This window comes from Mesorhizobium sp. WSM4307 (genome assembly GCF_007003945.1).
Taxonomy (GTDB): domain Bacteria; phylum Pseudomonadota; class Alphaproteobacteria; order Rhizobiales; family Rhizobiaceae; genus Mesorhizobium.
The window spans coordinates 17966-36576 of sequence record NZ_VFTB01000014.1 but is presented as its reverse complement, the minus strand read 5'-3'; the positions used below and the strand labels follow the sequence as shown (position 1 = coordinate 36576).

Sequence of the window (18611 nt, the reverse complement as noted above, 5' to 3'; positions counted from 1 at the left end):
TAAGAAGGCGCGACGTCTCGGCGATAAAATTGCCGCGCCTGGATGGAGGCGTCGAGTGAGTTGCGCCAATAGCCGGTCACCGCGTCGTTGAAGCGTCTACCACTCATCTGGCCGTGCGGAGCCGTCTCGACCCGGGACGGGATCTAAGCTGAGCCAGCTTCCAGGCCGGGCGGCGTCCGTTACAGCACAATCGTTTGCCCGTAGTATTTGCCGGCATTCCGGATGGGCGCCGCTGCTAGTTTCGATGTGGTCGGCAGGAACACGCAATGTGGAAAGACGGGGTCCGATGCGATGACCCGATGCGCGCGGGCTTGCAAACATACCGACCATCAACATTGGCCCAGCGTTCCTCAGCTCATCGCTGCGGCCACGCGGCCATCATCAGTTCCGGCATTGATGGCTTGGCTAGCCCGGGAAACCAACGTCATGCCTCCCCACTTGCCGTGCCTATCTCCTCAGGCCAAAAAAGCTCAGCACCGCAAGAACAACGACGACTAGCCCAACAATGTAGATTATGCTGTGCATCGATCGGACTCCAAAATAATAGGCAGGCCACGCTCTTTTGCCTACCGTACGGTTATTGCGTCGAAATCAACATTTCGGACCGCCTAATGTTCCATATTTGGGCCGTATTTTTAGGACGTCGCCGTTGGGCCGGCTTTAGCGGGTTGGCAACTTGTGCCGCAGCGTCAGTGCCGGCCTTAGGAATGGCCGATAGACGCCCGAGATCCTTTTGAGGGCGTGGCAAAAGAAATCCGTTTTACCTTCGAAATTGCATCTATCACTGCGCCGCACTCGCCCTGCTAATGCTGGGCCGATGACGAGTGCCGGAGTATTGGCCGTCGGCCGACAATTGGTCACCTCTCAATGTCCCTGACGGGTCCTGCGGTAACGGAACCAAAGCGATCGCACGATGTTAAGCAGGCGAAGGGCCATCTTAAATCGTTGAGGATCTCAAATGAAAGTCGCCATTGTTACTGCTTTGGCCCTGTGCCTACTCGTACCCTGCGTCGCCTCGGCCGACGCGATCGTAGTTCAGACCCATAGACACCACCGACACCACCACTGGAACAATGATCGTGTCGTTATCTATCGTGAAGGACATCGCCTCCATCACCGCCATCATGGTGATATCACTTTCTTCGATCACGGTCGTCGCCACCATCGCTCCGATGCGGTTGTTGTCCGAAGCCCGATGGATCGATCGCACCACCATCGTCACCGCCACGTTGTTATTCAGCAGGAGAATGGCGGTTATTGACCGCCTCCTTTTTGCCCGGCTCTCACTTGGAGAGCCGGGCACGCATTACGATGTATGATCGGCGAAAGCTAAACCGAATTGGCGGTTGGTCGGAGCTCGGGACCCCAGCGCAGCCGAGCCTGCTACGGTAGCGGCGACAGCAAATTCGCGTGCTGGATTGTGCGCTACGCGGGGCCAAAAGGCGCGCCACCTCCTTTAATCACGCCGCTCGAACCTGGAAAGTAAATGGAAAAGATCAGAAGACTGCTGGCTTTCTGGTTTGTAGTTGTCAGCGCTACCGCGATCAATTCCGAACTTACTCCTGCCGTCGCGGCCGCGCCGGCAGATGCAGCGACGATTGCCGATCATTTCTCAGCCATAAAGTCCATGTCAGGGGACTTCGTCCAGTCTGGTCCTAGGGCGGAAAAGACCAGCGGGAGATTTTTTCTGCAACGCCCGGGCAAGCTCCGATTCGACTATGCAGGCCAATCCGGGATCAGCTTGATTGCAGATGGAAGATCCGTCGTAATCTACAACAAGAAGCTCAAGACCTCACGCCTCTATGCTCTCTCCAAAACGCCGCTTAAACTCGTCCTGGACGACGAGGTCGAATTTTCCGGTAACCGCGTCAAAGGCATCAGAGACGATGGTGCCCAGGTTATCATTAAGCTGGCTGACAAGTCGGCTTTCGGAAACTCGAACATCACGGTGGTCTTTGACAAGAAATCGTTGGATCTACGCAGATGGAGCCTCACCGACGAAAGAGGGCAGATCACGACAGTGACTATCTCTAATGTGAAGGAGGGCGTTCGCGCTCCTCCAGGCACCTTCACCATCGATTTGCTGCAAACCGTCAATTCAACACCAAAGCGAAATAACGGCCCACCGGCGGTAAGCTGGCCGAGAAGCAGTTGAAGTGACGGACGAACTCGCAAGAGGGCCGGCGCGTTCCCCAATAAGCGCAACTCCGAGCCAGGCGGTCCCTTTCAGAGAGTTCCTGGTCTCCGACGTGCACGCCGGCTTTGTCGGCATGCATGTGATCCCGTCAACAGCTAAATCTAAATTAGAGAGATATGGATCAAAAGCGGGAACTGCGCATTTAGTATCCGGCCCGCTTTGGGCTGCTGGAGGACGACTGATGAAAAAGACAATGCTCGTATTAAGCCTTCTCATTCCGCTTGTTGCATGTTCCCGCACTGAACAGGGTGCTGCCGTCGGCGGACTGGGTGGGGCGGCAATCGGCGCGGCCGTGGCTGGTAACCCAGTGCAAGGTGCGGTCGTCGGCGGAGCTGCTGGTGCCATCGCAGGGGCGGTGATCGGACACGCCAGCGAGGCTGGCCAGTGCCGTTATAGGGATCGCCAAGGGCGCGTCTATGTTGCCAGGTGTCCCGAGGGGTATTGAGTGTGTCGGGCCCGCGCGACCCTGCGATGGCACGTGCGGCCCGCTGTCCGCTACGGAGGCTTAACGATCGATAGACTGAGGCGCAATGCAGTCTTCGAGCCTGGCTCGTTCAATTCTTGGTCAGGCGTTTATGCGCATGCCCCGTCCATCGCTTTATCGGATCAAACGGACTTAGCCGCCCTATCCTGTCTTTGTTGCTTTAGGGGCTGGTGCGATTGCTCGAAAGATAGCCTCTACGAGGTCCTTTTCTCGGAAGGGCTTGCTCAACAGAGGGACATCCGACGGGCGATCCGAAATCGTATCCGCTTCGGCGTAGCCCGTCACTATCACCGCCGGCCAATCGCTGCGGAGGTTGCGTGCGAATCGAATAACGTCGATCCCGGTGACCAGCGGCATGGCAAAGTCAGTGACGATTACATCAAAATCATGCGGGGCCCGTTCAATGGCAGCCAGCGCCTCAGCGCCGCCAGACGCGCAGGTCACCGGAAAACCTTGCTGACGAAGCGACTCGGCAGTCAGTTGCCGCAACACGCTGCTGTCGTCGATCAGAAGGACTGACGGGTTTTCTTTGCCGCTGTAGGTTACTGGTTCCTCTTTGGCCGCGGTGTCATCGTTAAATGAATCATCAAAAGAACGTGGCAGCCACAGTTCCATTGCCGTTCCGCGACCAGGGGCGCTTTCTATGCGAAGAGAACCCCCGGACTGCTTCATGAAGCCATAAACCGTGCTGAGCCCGAGCCCCGTTCCCTTTCCAACCGGTTTTGTCGTGAAGAAAGGTTCAATGACCTTCGCCAGTATGTCGGAAGGGATTCCCGAACCCGTATCCTTGACCGTTACGACGACATATTCGCCAGGCGCCAGATCTTGCGACGTCGTCTCGAGGGAGCGATTTTGCGCAAGCACGCTGATAGTCCCACCCGACGGCATGGCATCGCGTGCGTTGAAAACAAGGTTCATCAGCGCAAGTTCAAGCTGCCCGGCATCGACATGTACCGGCCATACCGTGTCGTCGATCTGCCAATCGAAGCGTATCAAGCCCCCTAAGACTGGCGCTACCAACCCGTTCATGGTGTCGCCGAACCCTGCAAGACGCACCGCTTCTGGCTTCAGCGTTTGCCGACGCGAAAAGGCGAGCATGCGAGTGACGAGATCGGCGCCTTGTTTGGCCGAGCGCCGCATCAGCTCAAGGACCTGCCGGGCCTGGTCATCCAAGGTTGCACCGCGTTCGAGCAGTCCCAACCCACTCAAGATTGCGGCGAGCAGATTGTTGAAGTCATGAGCCAGGCCACCGGTCAGCTTGCCAATAGCATCAAGTCGCTGCGACTGAAGCAGCTGGTCCTCAAGAGCCCGCCGCTCGGTGACGTCAAGCAGCGTCCCAAAGATTTCCGGTTCGCGGCCATCTACGCCATTCGACATCACACCTTGGTCGAGAAAGATCCGATACTCGCCATTGGCGCACAGCCAGCGGAATTCACAGGTGTAGGAGCCGGTCGTTTTTGCCACCAAAAGCGCTTGCTCCAACCTGGCGCGATCGTCCGGGTGGACCCGGCTAAGGCCAAAGGACGGATCGGAGGTCAATGTCTTGGATGTAAAGCCAGCTAGACGTTCGACCCCGTCGGTGACAAAGCGCGTCGCGAAGGGCGGCGCGGCTGCCCGCGCATGGAAACAGACCGGCAGGGAACCCAAAATAGCATCCTGCCGTTCCTCCGCGTTGCGCAGGGCCTGCTCGGCCTGAAGCTTGTCCTTCTGCGCCTGGAGTGCCTGTGCCAGCAGTCTCTTCTCGGTCGCTGCCTTTCGCTGAATTTCCAGGGTCTTTTCGTGGAGTTCGACGAAGACCGCGACTTTCGAGCGCAGCATGATCGGATCGAATGGCTTAAACACATAGTCGACCGCGCCGGCATCATAGCCGCGCAGCATGTGAGCCTGCTCCTTGTTGATGGCTGTAAGGAAGATGATGGGAGTATGCTTGGATTGTTCGCGCTGGCGTATAAGCGCAGCCGTTTCATAGCCGTCTATTCCCGGCATGAGGACGTCCAGGAGGATGATGGCGAAGTCCTCCTTCAGCAGAAAGCGCAATGCCTCTTCGCCCGATTGGGCGCAGATGACGTCTCCCGTCGAAGCAAGGACTTCGCTGATCGCCAGAAGGTTGCGTTCATCGTCGTCCACGGCGAGGATCCGTGCCCTTGCCGGTCCCTCGGCCAATTGCCCGGCCTCAAGTTTTCTTACCCTGTTTCTCGAAGGCTTTTGCATGGACCGGCCGTCAGTTCACTGCCAAGAGCATTTGTTCCGGGTTCTCCGTGCGTCCTCGGGAACGGCCTATCCAGACACGAAGCAATGCCAGCAGCAGATCAAGATCGACCGGCTTGGCGATATAATCCGAAGCACCGGCGTCGAGACATTTCTGCCGATCGCCCTTCATCGCTTTGGCAGTGACGGAAATCAGCGGGATGTGAGCGATCGCCGGCGTCGCGCGAATACGCCGCATCGTCTCGTAGCCGTCCATCTCCGGCATCATTATATCGATCAAAGCGGCGTCGACATCGGGCACCTGCTCCAGCAGTGCGATGCCGTCGCGGCCCCGCTCGGCATGGAGAACCTGAATATCGTACGTCTCCAGGACACTGGTGAGCGAGTAGATGTTGCGGATATCGTCGTCGACGATGAGAACTTTCGCCCCAGCCAGGTCGGACTTGCCCGCATGCTCGGTTTCCGTTGCGCGCTCCTCACGGTCCTCTCCTGGCAGCGTCGCCGACATATGAAGCGCCAGCTGAGCGAAATTCTCGGCCCGCGGCGTATTCGCAAGCGCCGGATTCAAGGCCAACACCTGTTCAAGCGCATCAGGATGAGGGGCAAAGAACAACAGCTGCGGAAGGGTTCCGTCGAACTGGTCGGCGAGCTCGTCCAGCGACTGTGCATTGTCCTTGGCCGAGCGCCCGAAACCGAGCACGATGGCATCATATGAAGCCGTGCCGATATCGTCGGCATTTGCCGCGAAACGGCCGACCGCAGTGACCGAGGTCACGCCGTCGCGGATCGCTTCGACTAGCGATAGCCGGCGCTCCGGGTCGGGGTCCGCGACCAGCACGCGCCGCTGAATGCGCAGCTTCCTGGAATGGATATCCTGAAACACCTGCATGAGGTCGTCGGATGAAACAGGCTTGGTGGAAATACTGGATGCCCCCTTGCGGGCGAGACTGTCTATGGCTTCGGCACCCGAGATGACGTGAATGGGAATTCCCTTCGTCTTCTGATCATGGCGCAACAGATCGAAAAGAACCCATCCATCGATGTCCGAAAGCCCTAGATCAAGCGTAATGGCATCGGGAACCAGTTTGCGAGCCAGGGCCAGGGTGCCGGACCCCGCATTCGACAAGACGCCTTTGAGGCCCGCCGAACGAGCGAGACCAAGCAGGAGCCCGCCAAAGGTCGGGTCGTCCTCGACAATGAGCACGACCCGATCGGTCGGCGCGATGGAATCGCGATCGTCGACCAGCTCCGCCGAGGGCGAGCTGCCGAGCGATGCCGGCTCGGCCGCAACCTCGGTCGGCGCAGGCAAGGCCGACTGGGCGGCCGCCACACGGGGACCGGCGAACGGTATGACCAGCGTAAAGGTTGAGCCCTTGCCCGGGGTGCTTTCAACCCGTAGCTCACCGCCAAGCAGGCGAGCGATCTCGCGGCTGATCGACAGCCCGAGCCCGGTGCCGCCATATTTGCGGCTGGTGGTTCCATCTGCCTGCTGGAAAGCTTCGAAGATAAGTTTCTGCTTATCTTCCGGGATGCCGATGCCGGTGTCGGTCACTGCGATCGCCAAGGCCTTCGTCGCATGCCCGGAACGGTTGCGGCCGCCCGCCTTCTCGACCCGGAAATTCAAGCTGACCTCGCCCTGCGATGTGAACTTGAATGCATTCGAAAGCAGATTGAGGACAATCTGCTGCAGGCGCTTCTCGTCCGTTCGGACCGTCTCGGGCAGTGCGGGATCGACCTTAATAGTGAAGCCGAGGCCCTTGTCGGCGGCCAACTGGCGGAACGTGCGTTCCATATGCTGGCGCAGATGGGTCACCGGCATATCGTTGATATCTATCGAGACGGTACCGGACTCGATCTTCGACAGATCGAGGATGTCGTTGATGAGGCTGAGAAGGTCGGTTCCGGCAGAATTGATGGTGCGCGCGAACTCGACCTGTTTTTCATTCAGATTGCCCTGCTGGTTGGTCGCAAGGAGGTTGGAGAGAATGAGCAATGAGTTGAGCGGTGTACGCAGTTCGTGGCTCATATTGGCCAGGAACTCGGACTTGTACTTGGAAGTAAGCGCCAGCTGTTCGGCTTTCTCCTCCAGGGCGCGCCGTGCCATCTCGATTTCGAGATTCTTGTTTTCCACCTGCTTTTTTTCGTTCTCGAGCAGCTGCGCCTTTTCTTGCAGCTCCTCGTTCGTGGCATGCAACTCTTCCTGTTTCTTGGTCAGCTCGGTCTGCCGCGCCTGCAATTCCGAGGTCAGCAGCTGGGACTGCTTGAGCAGCCCCTCGGTGCGCATCGTTGCGGCAATGGTGTTGAGAACGATGCCGACGGATTCCATCAGCTGGTTGAGAAAGGACTGATGGGTGTCACGGAATTCGCCGAACGAGGCGAGTTCGATGACGGCTTTGACCTCATCCTCGAACAAGGCCGGAAGGATGATGACGTTGGCCGGCGAGGCGCTTCCGAGACCCGACGTTACGCGCAGAAATTCCGGCGGCACATTGTTCAGCATGATGGCGCGCTTGTCGGCGGCACTTTGCCCGACGAGGCCTTCGCGCAGATCGAGACGCTGTTTTATGGCGGCCCTGCTTTCGGCGCCATACGACGCCGCCAACTCAAGATAGGATTCCTCTTCGTCGCGGTTGGTGACGTAGAAGACGCCATATTGCGCGTTCACCAGCGGAGCGAGCTCGGACATGATAAGCCGCGAGACCGTGGCAAGGTCGCGTTCGCCCTGCAGCATGCGCGAAAACCGCGCGAGATTGGTCTTCAACCAATCCTGCTCCGCATTCTTCAGCGTCTGATCCTTCAGATTGCGGATCATTTCGTTGATATTGTCCTTGAGCGCGGCGACTTCACCTGAGGCCTCGACGCTGATCGAACGGGTCAGATCGCCCTTGGTTACCGCCGTCGAAACCTCGGCAATGGCGCGCACCTGAGTCGTCAGGTTGGCGGCGAGCTGATTGACATTATCGGTGAGGTCGCGCCACAGGCCTGCGGCGCCCGGCACGCGGGCCTGCCCGCCGAGCTTGCCCTCGATGCCCACTTCACGCGCGACATTGGTCACCTGGTCGGCGAAGGTGGCCAGCGTCTCAATCATGCCGTTGATGGTGTCAGCGAGAGAAGCGATTTCGCCCTTTGCGTCCACCGTCAGTTTGCGCTTGAGGTTACCTTGCGCAACCGCTGTCACGACGTCGGCGATGCCACGCACCTGATTGGTCAGGTTCGTCGCCATGAGGTTGACGTTGTCGGTCAGGTCCTTCCAGGTCCCGGCGACGCCCTCAACGCGGGCCTGGCCGCCGAGCTTGCCCTCGGTGCCAACCTCACGTGCCACGCGGGTCACCTCGCCTGCGAAGGAGTTGAGCTGGTCCACCATGGTGTTGATGGTCGACTTGAGCTCGAGGATTTCGCCTTTGACGTCGACCGTGATCTTTTTGGAGAGGTCACCGCGCGCCACAGCGGTTGTCACTTCGGCGATGTTGCGCACCTGGCCGGTCAGGTTCTCAGCCATGGAATTGACATTGTCGGTCAGGTCTTTCCAAGTGCCAGCTACGCCGCGCACCTGAGCCTGGCCGCCCAGCTTGCCTTCGGTACCGACCTCGCGCGCCACGCGCGTGACCTCCGAGGCGAAGGAATTGAGCTGGTCGACCATCGTGTTGATCGTGTCCTTCAACTCCAGAATCTCGCCGCGGACGTCGACGGTGATCTTCTTCGACAGATCGCCAAGCGCCACGGCCGTGGTCACTTCGGCGATGTTGCGCACCTGGCCGGTAAGATTGGCGGCCATGGCATTGACGTTGTCGGTCAAATCCTTCCAGGTGCCGGCGACGCCACGCACCTGCGCCTGGCCGCCCAGCTTGCCGTCCGAGCCGACCTCGCGCGCCACGCGCGTCACCTCCGAAGCGAACGAATTGAGCTGGTCCACCATCGTGTTGATGACGTCCTTGATCTGCAAGATCTCGCCCAGTGCATCGACCGTGATCTTCTGCGTCAGGTCGCCGGTGGCAATCGCCGTCGCCACCTTGGACACATCGCGCAACTGCACGGTTAGATTGCCAGCCATGGCGTTGACGTTGTCGGTCAGGTCCTTCCAGGTGCCGCCGACCCCTTCGACATGGGCCTGTCCACCAAGCTTGCCTTCCGAACCGACTTCGCGCGCCACACGCGTGACTTCCGAAGCGAAGGAATTCAGCTGATCGACCATCGTGTTGACAGTATCCTTAAGCTCCAGGATTTCGCCCTTGACGTCGACTGTGATTTTCTTCGACAGGTCGCCGCGTGCCACGGCCGTAGTCACCTCGGCGATGTTGCGCACCTGTCCGGTCAGATTGGCAGCCATCAGATTGACATTGTCGGTCAGATCCTTCCACGTGCCGCCAACCCCCCTCACCTCGGCCTGACCGCCGAGCTTGCCTTCGGTGCCGACTTCGCGCGCCACGCGCGTCACCTCCGAGGCAAAAGAGTTCAGCTGGTCCACCATCGTGTTGATGGTGTCTTTCAACTCCAGGATTTCACCTTGAACCGCGACGGTGATCTTCTTTGAAAGATCTCCAGAAGCAACCGCCGTCGTGACCTCGGCGATGTTGCGCACCTGTCCAGTGAGATTTTCAGCCATCGAGTTGACGTTGTCAGTGAGGTCCTTCCAAGTGCCCGCAACGCCGCGCACCTGAGCCTGGCCGCCGAGCTTGCCTTCGGTGCCAACCTCACGCGCCACGCGGGTCACCTCGCCGGCGAAAGAATTGAGCTGGTCGACCATCGTGTTGATAGTCGATTTCAGCTCAAGGATTTCGCCTTTCACATCGACCGTGATCTTCTTCGACAGGTCGCCCAAGGCGACGGCCGTCGTCACCTCGGCGATATTGCGCACTTGGCCGGTCAGGTTCTCGGCCATGGAATTTACATTGTCGGTCAGATCCTTCCATGTCCCACCGACGCCTTCGACGCGCGCCTGGCCGCCGAGCTTGCCTTCGGTGCCGACTTCGCGCGCCACGCGGGTCACTTCCGAAGCGAAGGAATTGAGCTGGTCGACCATCGTGTTGATCGTGTTCTTCAGCTCCAGGATCTCGCCCTTCACGTCGACGGTGATCTTTTTCGACAGGTCTCCGGATGCAACCGCCGTCGTCACCTCCGCGATGTTGCGCACCTGGCCGGTCAGGTTCGTTGCCATGGCGTTGACGTTATCGGTCAAATCTTTCCACGTCCCGGCGACACCTTTCACGCGCGCCTGACCGCCGAGTTTGCCTTCGGTGCCGACTTCGCGCGCCACGCGCGTCACCTCGGAGGCAAAGGAAGCAAGCTGACCAACCATGGTGTTGACGATCTTGCCTATGCGCAGAAATTCGCCGCGCAGCGGTCGGCCGTCGATCTCGACCATCATCGTCTGCGACAGATCACCCTTGGCTACGGCGCCGATAACGCGAGCGACCTCGGCGGTGGGTTGGACCATGTCTTCTATGAGATCGTTGACGGACCGGACGCTGGATTCCCAACTGCCTGTAGCGTTGCGGACGCGGCCACGCTCGCCTATCCGCCCATCCTTGCCAACGACCCTGCTCAGACGCTCGAATTCTCGGGAGACCTGATCGTTCAGATCCACGATCTCGTTGAAGGTTTCTGCGATCTCGGAATCGAGGCCTTCGTAGACGTTGTCGATGCGGACTGAAAAGTCACCACGTCGGAAGGCCTTCAAAGAATTCAGTATGCTACGACGGGCCAATTGCTTCTTGGATGCCTGCACAGTCACAGCGCCACTCCCAATCGATCCATGTAGGATAAATCCCCCTCGTGCGCGGACGTCACACTACCCCGCAAGCCTCCAAACGCCGCAATTTCAATTTTGTTCCGCGCCGCATTTATCAACTGTCGCAAGTCGAAAATTGCACGAACGTGTGAGTTACCGGATGGCGAACTGCACTGGCGTCGCCGAGCGCCCGCCCTGGTTCTCTAACAACGACGTCCCTTCTTTTCACACGCGGTTCAGCCGGCCCGTGGGTGTCGCAGAAAGGCTCGCAATTTCCTGAGGCTCCTGCGCGGGATCAGATCGATCTCGCCGACAAGTTTTGCCCCGTCCTTGTGCCGCTCCAAAGGCAATATGAACATTCGCTTGTCGGGATGGAAATTACCGCTGCCGCGCCCAAGGCCACAGGCCACCGATCGCCCGAACGTGCGTGCTTTCCTCGACCCGACTCGCCAGCGGCCAGAACCCGCTCGCCAGCGGTGATGGGATTTCGGTCTCCTCGACGACCGCGGTACCAATCATCGAGCGAGACCGAGAGCTCCTTTAGGCTGAGCATTGCGTCGCCTTCGGTTTCTCCGCGGCGCAATTTGCCAAGATTTATCTTCAAAAGCGCCCGGCGCGGAACGATCGGGGATCTCTCGCATTTGGTGTGAGAAATATTAGCGTCAACTGAAATGAAAATTGTCCCCAGCGTGACGGCGAGACCAAGCAGCGCGACCACCGCCGCTCACCGAACTTCAAGAGATCCGCCACCAGAGCGAATAGCGAGAGGAATATGACTGAGATCGTGCACAAGACTGCCGCTGCATCGGTAAATCAGCCGGATAGCTCGACGATTTTGCAGATCATTGGCCCGGGATTGATCACGGGCGCTTCGGACGATGATCCCAGCGGCATCGCAACATACTCTCAGGTCGGTGCCCAGTTCGGCTATGGCCTGGGGTGGGTAATGCTGTTCAGCTGGCCTCTTATGTGCGCCATCCAGGAAATTAGCGCCAGGATTGGCCGCGTTACCGGCCGTGGCATAGCGGGCAATCTGCGAAAGCACTATCCATCTGCAGTCGGCATCTCGATCGTTTTCCTTTTGATGGTCGCCAATATAATCAATATCGGTGCCGACCTTGGCGCAATGGGAGCTGCGCTGAAACTGATCGCGGGCGGTCCCCAGCTACTGTACGTCGCTACGTTCGGGATCCTCACGGCCCTGCTTGAGATCTTCTCGCAATACGCTCGCTATGTTTCGGTGCTGAAGTGGCTTACGCTGTCGCTGCTCGCCTATGTCGCGGTGGCCTTCGTTGCGAAAGTGCCCTGGTCGACGGTCGGCTACAATCTGATTGTTCCACACATCAGCTTTCAAAACCAATACATCACCTCCGTCGTGGCCATCCTTGGGACTACGATTAGCCCCTACCTTTTCTTCTGGCAGGCCGGACAGGAAGTTGAGGAAGTCAAGGAGCGCGATGAAGCATCGCCGTTGAGGGTAGCGCCCGAGCAGGCACCGGAAGAACTCAAACGTATTCGCATCGATACCTATTTTGGAATGGCGATCTCGAACGCTGTCGCACTCTTCGTTATCGTGACGACGGCTGCAACGCTGCACGCCAGCGGCGTCACCGACATCGAGACTTCATCGCAGGCGGCGGAAGCTCTTCGCCCGATTGCAGGCAAGTTCGCTTTCCTCGTCTTTGCGATTGGAATTGTCGGAACGGGACTGCTGGCCCTGCCGGTGCTCGCCGGCTCGTCCGCCTATGCGTTGGGCGAGACGCTTGGTTGGAATGTCGGACTGGCCAAAAAGCCGCATCGGGCCAAAGCCTTTTATACCACGATTGCAGCAGCGACGCTGATCGGCGCCGGCCTCAATTTCACTTCGATCGATCCCATAAAGGCGCTGTTCTGGAGCGCCGTCATCAACGGCGTGGTGGCTGTCCCGGTAATGGGCATGATGATGCATCTTTCGGGCAAGCGGGCGGCGATGGGCGATTTTCAGCTGCCAATAGGCCTCAAGATTATGGGCTGGGTGGCCACCGCGGTGATGGCGGCTGCTGCCGTGGCGCTGTTCGTAACATGGTAGAGACCCCAGGCTGTTGGAAGGCGTCGCCGATGCCTGGTGGGCCGACGCCTGATCAGCGCGGAACCCACCTTAAGCATTGGGGTTGGAGGTCTTGGAGCTTCGACGCTGGATCAGCCGCCCATCTTCTTTGCCATCGCACAGAAATTCTGCGTGCGACAACGCGAGAAGCCCGCGCTGCCTCCTGCAGAGGAGGACGGACAATAGCATGTGGTTGTTTACAGCTGTCATTCTCGGGTTTGTGTTAGCCCTGTCGCTAGGTTGGGCGGTTGGCGGCTTTTCAAGGTAACATTGTTGACTCCCAACTGCGTAACCAACGGCGTGTTTCGTGCGGGTGTCCCGTACTGTCCATGCGCGCCATCACGCGTCTGGCGACGGGGAAGGCTGTCCGAGCAGATCGGCGTGCCGAGAATGAAAAGGTCGGCCGCCAGGATTTACTAGCGCCGGCCAGTCGTCGCCATTCCCATGTCGGAAAGCACTCCCGGCTTGACGTCGTGATCCAAGGCCTGCACATCGCGCCTCTCACCCAGGGCCCTTGAGTGCGGAGAGCAGATCGGCGGCGAGGACCTCTCCTGTCGTCGAAGGCTTTCAGCAATTGAGGGGAGGCGGTGGCACTTTTGAGCCCTCGAGGGTCCTCAACCCGAGCGCATTACACCAGGCTCTTCGGCGGGTGGATCGCTGGGATCCGATGGACCGTTCTCAAGCAGGTCGGAGAAATTGACAGCCGCGACCAGATAGCCGGCATCATCGTAGACGTTGACGTGAGAGCCAGAGTGGTCGGCATCTGCTGGAGCGCTGCTCGCCGCCGCTCTTACCAATTCCAAAGCTTTGGGACTGGCCAAGTCGACGCTCGCGAGATTCTGCACAGTAATGTGGGAGCGACCTGCAACAACAGTTTCAAAACGAAAATTGGGCATTGCAGCTTCTCTTAAAGGGCATCGGAAACGTTCCTTCGTTCCGAATACGCGTGGATTAGGGCTTGCAACGCCGTCGTCTGCTGCCCTTGGGACGTTCGGCTTCGACGTCATTCTTGGAAGCAACCTCTGATCAATCTGCCGGCCTTGCGTTCCTCGTCTATTTCTGCGGCGCGGCTGGCTGAGTTGGCTGGACGCCTTGCTGATCGCCGCCCGTGCTCGATTTCGCCGTTGGATCCCTGTCGACTTGCGGATTCTGATCTGGCGGCTGGTTGCTCACCGAGTTCGTCTTCGAGCCGTCGACGCCATTGTCACTGCATCCGGCGATGAGGCCTGCGACCACTATCAAAGCCAATCGTCTCATCTGTGCGCTCCTTTAGCGCTGAACTAGCGACGCTGGTGAATGTTCCAAAAGGCTTGCGTTAAAGGTCCGGACGGCACCGGCTGCGCCAAGGGCTCCCTCACTACCGTTGTAAGGTCCGAACGGGGAAGGATGCCCCCCAGTCGCCACGGCGATCAGCAGAACCGCCAAAGCGCGCAACGCCATTGGCGTCTTTCGAGAAGATTTGCGCCATGATCGCGCCGACCTGCATCGCCTTGAAGCCATCCTCGACCTTCGCCGAGGCGCCGCCCTTTGCGATGATCTTGCCGGCAAGGTCGAGATCCCTCATTGTGTGAGCCCGCAAGCGGACCGCCCTCCCCGGTCGCAGCCGGTGGCTATCTGGTGAAAGGGTCAGCGCAGCCGACGCTGGAGGTCGTGTCCGGAGTTGACATCACAATGCCAGGCGGCCTTACCCCCACTTCACGAAGGTCAAGTAGGACAACATATGTTTGGGGCGAGCCGAAGCGGTTGTTGAGATTCAGTAGTTGATCCTCGCAATGTCGGAAAATGCCCCGCCCGGGTACCCGTCCCCTCGGAAACCAGTTGCCGCGCCGAGCGTTCAAGTTGGATGAACACAGGAGAGAATTTCATCCGGGCCATTGCTATCGAACGTACAGGGGGATGCCTCTGCCGAAAGATCCGCTATTGGGTCGCAGGCGACCCGCGCGTGCATTACTGCCATTGCGACATATGCCGAGGTGCGACCGGCAGCGCCTTTGCGGTGCTCGCGTGGCTGCCTCCTACCGGAGGTTCTTGGCAAAGCGAGGAACCTACCTGCCGCCGGTCATCACCCCTCGCCCAGCGCGGCTTCTGCCAAGCGTGCGGGACGCAGCTTACTCTTGCCTATGATGCCCCCGTCCAGGAAATCGCCCTGCCTGTCGGAACCTTCGACAATCCGGCGGAACTCGAGCTACAACACAATCACGGATCCGCGCAGCCGCTCAGCTGGGTTTGCTGCGGCATCGACCTGCCCCATCGCGATAGGGCAGAGCGATGGTAGGGGCATCCGGCGTTGAGTTTCCCTTGCCCTTGAACACGCAGCCCATGGAAGCGCGCCAGGCGATGGCATTGCCGCGAGACGACGGTCCCTGGCAGTACGAACCGAAATGGGATGGCTTCCGCTGCCTCGCCTTCAAGGGCGGCAAGGCCGTCGACCTCAGGGCAAAATCCGGCAAACCGCTTGGCCGCTATTTTCCCGAACTGCTGGCGGCCTTGAGTGCGCACGATGCGACAGATTTCGTCATCGACGGTGAAATCATAATCGAGATCGAGGGCCGTGCCTCTTTCGATGCGCTGCAGATGCGGCTTCATCCAGCAGAGAGCCGCATCCGCAAGCTCAGTCGGGAAACTCCCGCACGCCTGGTCGTCTTCGATATGCTTGTGGCTCCGGGAGGTCGGCCGCTAATGGACCTGCCATTGCATGATCGGCGCACGGAAGCCGAGGACTTGGTGGCCAAGGCAACAACCAAGGCTTTGCGGCTTTCGCCGGCCGCCACCAGCCTGGCGACAGCCGACAAGTGGTTGAAGGGCGCCGGTAGCGGTTCCACCGACGGCGTCGTGGCCAAGCTGCTCAACGGTCCCTACAAGCCGGGCGAACGCGCGATGGTGAAGGTAAAGCGCCTGCGCACGGCCGACTGTGTGGTGGGCGGGTTCCGCTATCTGAACGGCAAACGACAGGTTGGATCGCTGCTGCTCGGTCTCTACAACAAAGATGGTCTGCTCGATCATGTCGGATTCACATCGACCATTGCCAATGACGAGCGTGCGGTGCTGACGGAAAAGCTCGAACACCTGCGTGGCGGATCCGGCTTCACCGGCAAGGCGCCGGGCGGCCCGAGCCGCTGGAGCACCGAGCGTAGCGGCGAATGGGAACCGATAATACCGGAACTGGTCGTCGAGGTTCGCTTTGACCATGTCACCGGCGACCGCTTCCGGCATGGAACAAAGCTCGTGCGCTGGCGTCCAGACAAGGCGCCGCGCCAATGTACTTTCGAGCAACTAGGCTAGTCCAAGACCTGCACCAATCGCCGCAATCAGCCTCCGAAAGCGAACAGCCCTATCCTTGATGTCGGCAATCGCCCTCGAGGAGCACTGCAGACGTTGAGGGCGTAAATGCCTTATGACCCTGGCGCCGCCGCCGTTACACGCCACACAGTGTTTCCTACATCATCCGCGATCAGGAGCGCCCCGGATTTGTCGACGGCCACGCCAACCGGCCGACCTCGCGCCTCGCCTTTGGCATTGAGGAAGCCGGAGACGACGTCCTGGGCCTTGCCGTTGGGACGTCCGCCGCTGAAGGGCACGAAGACCACCTTGTAACCGTTGAATCGGTCACGATCCCAGCTCCCGTGCTCGCCGACAAAGGCGCCGCCACGATATGAAGGCGGCAGGTTTCCAGCCGTATAGAAGGCGAGCCCGAGCGGCGCGACGTGCGAGCTCAGCGCATAGTCGGGCGGAATAGCTTTGGCTACCATATCCGGCCGCTGCGGCATGACACGCGGATCGACATGTTGGCCGTAATAGCTGTATGGCCAGCCATAGAAGGCTCCGTCCTTCACTGACGTCATGTAGTCGGGCACCAGGTTTGGCCCTAGCTCGTCGCGCTCGTTGACGACCGTCCACAGCGCCTTGCTTTGCGGTTCGAACGACAGGCCATTGGGATTGCGCAGCCCGCTGGCGAAGATGCGCGACCGGCCGGTGGCCCGGTCGACCTCCCAGATGGCGGCACGGTCTTTCTCGGCCTGGATGCCATTCTCGGTGATGTTACTGTTGGAACCGACCCCGACGTAGAGCAGGGAACCGTCCGGACTCGCCACCAGGCTCTTCGTCCAGTGGTGGTCGATTGGCCCGCCCGGCAACTCCGTGAGCACCTTGCCGGGTGCAGTGATCTTGGTGTCGCCTTGATTATACGGATAGCGAACGATCGCGTCGGTGTTGGCCACATATAGATCGTTACCGACCAGTGCCACACCGAAGGGCGAATTCAGCTGATCAAGGAATACGCCCTGGTAATCCGGCTTGCCGTCGCCATTGGCGTCGCGCAGGAGGGTGATGCGGTTGCTCGGACCGGTGTCGCCGCCGGACGTGACCCAGCCTTCGATCAACGCCATGACGAGATCCTTTGGCCGCTTGGCTGACGCCTCAGGAGGCGCCTTCGATTCCACCACCAATATGTCGCCGTTGGGCAGCACGTAGAGCGAGCGCGGATGCTGCAGGCCGTTGGCAAGCGCTTGGATACGAAGGCCCTGTGCGACGGTCGGAGTTTCATCATTCTTCCAGCCGACAACGGATGCCAGGTGCATCGGCGGGAAAAGATACTGGTTGATTTCTGGCAGTTTCGGATTTGGTCCGATCTGCTCGTTCGGATCAGTATTGTCATTGCTGCAGCCAGCAACGCCCAGCGCAGTCGAGCCGAGCAAAACCAAGGCTACCCATTTGCTGTCAAGTCGTTTCATCGGCCACTCCCACGTGATGGCGATAAACCAACGCCCAGCCCAGCCAACCGGTAAAGATCAGTATGACCACAACGAGCGCCGAGAGGATTAATCCTGTCGGCACCACCGACGTCCATGCGTCGCGCGTGTGCACCAGCATGTTGAAGAAGGCGAGAATGATCGCAAGGAGATTGCCAGCCATATGCACCCAAGCGATCGGTTGTTCGCGTATCCGGCGCCCCCAAAGGAAATCGATGAACCCGGCGATGGCAGCCAGGATTCCCACAATGACGCCAACAGTCAGCAGCCAAGCCGAGAAGTTTGCCCACATCATTTCCGCGGTCCGCCAATAGGCGATGTCGGTCAATAATGCGCCAACGAAGCAGGCAATCGGGACGGTGACCAGCATTGGATGGATTGGATGGCCGGCGATTTGAGCCGTCGATTTCGGATTTTCCATGCTTTGCCCCCTGGGAGCGAAGTGAGCGCGCGTCTGAGATCAGACTAAAAATAACAGGAGGCAAAGGTGAAGGTTCCAAGCGATTTCGTGTAGGTCACTAGAAGTGAATGGAGGCCATGGCGCCGATCCCGCTCAAAAGCGACTCGGTTTCGGCTCGCCTCCCTCGAAATAAAAGGGCGTGCCAGCCTGGGGGCGGCTGCACCGAGTTCACCTATTGGCTTGGTGTCCTGGCATACCCAGAAAGTCTGGAAGATTTGTGCGGTTGTTGGGCGGCTGGATCACAGTTCGGCGAAGAGGTACCGCTCGACGGCTGCGTCCGCAGATGGGTGTGACCGAGCCGCTGCCGTACCGGATTCCGCCGGGGTTGGCATTTGGACGCGCAACAAGGACCATGGCGCCTATTCGCGTTAGGGCGAGCGGGGCAATATCGTCTTCGGCGGCACGGCCGAAAGGGTGCCGGTCGACGTCGATCTAGGCCATGCGGTCGCCGCTCGCACGCGCCTTCCGTTGCAATTGCGCGCCATCGCGCGATTGCTGCCGGCAATTGCACCGGTCGCGGTTATCCGCACGTGGTCGGGCTGCGATGGCTATGTCCCGGACATGCTGCCTGTCATCGGATCCAGCATGGGTCATAGAGTCTCGAACTGTTGGCGGCACGGGTACCTCTACCGGCTGACGGACAAGGCGCGTTGTCCGATACCTCTAGAATTTCCGTGGGCTTTTCTGGACTTCAGAAGAT

At 59.4% G+C, this 18611-nt stretch carries 12 protein-coding genes and 1 pseudogene; 6 read left to right on the top strand and 7 right to left on the bottom strand.

Features of this window, described 5'->3' with window-relative positions; all coding sequences use genetic code 11:
- Positions 1-994: 994 nt before the first annotated feature.
- Positions 995-1228, bottom strand: a complete 234-nt coding sequence (locus FJV83_RS37780) for a hypothetical protein (RefSeq protein ID WP_179296076.1) — start codon at positions 1226-1228, stop codon at positions 995-997.
- A gap of 258 nt (positions 1229-1486) precedes the next feature.
- On the opposite strand from FJV83_RS37780, the gene FJV83_RS29515 reads away from it, so the two are divergent.
- Positions 1487-2155 (top strand): outer membrane lipoprotein carrier protein LolA, encoded by a 669-nt coding sequence (locus tag FJV83_RS29515; RefSeq protein WP_246689025.1) that lies wholly within the window; start codon positions 1487-1489, stop codon positions 2153-2155.
- Positions 2156-2378: 223 nt separating this feature from the next.
- Positions 2379-2642: a YMGG-like glycine zipper-containing protein gene (locus FJV83_RS37225; RefSeq protein WP_095774620.1), complete on the top strand. Its 264-nt coding sequence runs from the start codon at positions 2379-2381 to the stop codon at positions 2640-2642.
- Positions 2643-2822: 180 nt separating this feature from the next.
- Here FJV83_RS37225 and FJV83_RS29505 read toward each other — a convergent pair whose 3' ends face one another.
- Both FJV83_RS29505 and FJV83_RS29500 read right to left on the bottom strand, forming a co-directional pair.
- On the bottom strand, positions 2823-4808 hold the full coding sequence (locus FJV83_RS29505; RefSeq protein WP_245438135.1) for a response regulator: 1986 nt from the start codon (positions 4806-4808) through the stop codon (positions 2823-2825).
- A gap of 94 nt (positions 4809-4902) precedes the next feature.
- Positions 4903-10323, bottom strand: a complete 5421-nt coding sequence (locus tag FJV83_RS29500) for a HAMP domain-containing protein (RefSeq protein ID WP_246689023.1) — start codon at positions 10321-10323, stop codon at positions 4903-4905.
- Between FJV83_RS29500 and FJV83_RS37220 the strand changes: the two genes are divergently transcribed.
- Together FJV83_RS37220 and FJV83_RS29495 are read left to right on the top strand one after the other, a co-directional pair.
- On the top strand, positions 10315-10539 hold the full coding sequence (locus tag FJV83_RS37220; protein ID WP_245437855.1) for a hypothetical protein: 225 nt from the start codon (positions 10315-10317) through the stop codon (positions 10537-10539). The genes FJV83_RS29500 and FJV83_RS37220 overlap by 9 nt on opposite strands.
- Positions 10540-11389: 850 nt before the next feature.
- A complete protein-coding gene (locus FJV83_RS29495) occupies positions 11390-12685 on the top strand; it encodes a divalent metal cation transporter (protein ID WP_142877477.1) in 1296 nt (431 codons plus the stop codon).
- Between the two features lie 632 nt (positions 12686-13317).
- Here the strand turns inward: FJV83_RS29495 and FJV83_RS29490 are convergent.
- Both FJV83_RS29490 and FJV83_RS36610 read right to left on the bottom strand, forming a co-directional pair.
- On the bottom strand, positions 13318-13599 hold the full coding sequence (locus FJV83_RS29490) for a hypothetical protein (protein ID WP_142877476.1): 282 nt from the start codon (positions 13597-13599) through the stop codon (positions 13318-13320).
- A gap of 461 nt (positions 13600-14060) precedes the next feature.
- Positions 14061-14267 carry a hypothetical protein gene (locus FJV83_RS36610; RefSeq protein ID WP_185973338.1) on the bottom strand — a complete coding sequence of 69 codons (207 nt, stop codon included), beginning with the start codon at positions 14265-14267 and terminating at the stop codon, positions 14061-14063.
- 704 nt (positions 14268-14971) lie between these two features.
- Between FJV83_RS36610 and FJV83_RS29475 the strand changes: the two genes are divergently transcribed.
- On the top strand, positions 14972-15985 hold the full coding sequence (locus tag FJV83_RS29475) for an ATP-dependent DNA ligase (protein ID WP_095790006.1): 1014 nt from the start codon (positions 14972-14974) through the stop codon (positions 15983-15985).
- A gap of 110 nt (positions 15986-16095) precedes the next feature.
- On the opposite strand, the gene FJV83_RS29470 is transcribed toward FJV83_RS29475, so the two are convergent.
- Both FJV83_RS29470 and FJV83_RS29465 read right to left on the bottom strand, forming a co-directional pair.
- Complete coding sequence (locus FJV83_RS29470) at positions 16096-17433, bottom strand: sorbosone dehydrogenase family protein (protein WP_095793411.1); 1338 nt, start codon at positions 17431-17433, stop codon at positions 16096-16098.
- Positions 17420-17872 carry a DUF2231 domain-containing protein gene (locus FJV83_RS29465; RefSeq protein ID WP_245437856.1) on the bottom strand — a complete coding sequence of 151 codons (453 nt, stop codon included), beginning with the start codon at positions 17870-17872 and terminating at the stop codon, positions 17420-17422. The genes FJV83_RS29470 and FJV83_RS29465 overlap by 14 nt, the downstream gene beginning before the upstream one ends.
- Before the next feature lie 278 nt (positions 17873-18150).
- Here FJV83_RS29465 and FJV83_RS37210 point away from each other — a divergent pair.
- Positions 18151-18490: pseudogene (locus FJV83_RS37210) on the top strand (FAD-dependent oxidoreductase); the annotation flags it as partial.
- Positions 18491-18611: the final 121 nt, after the last annotated feature.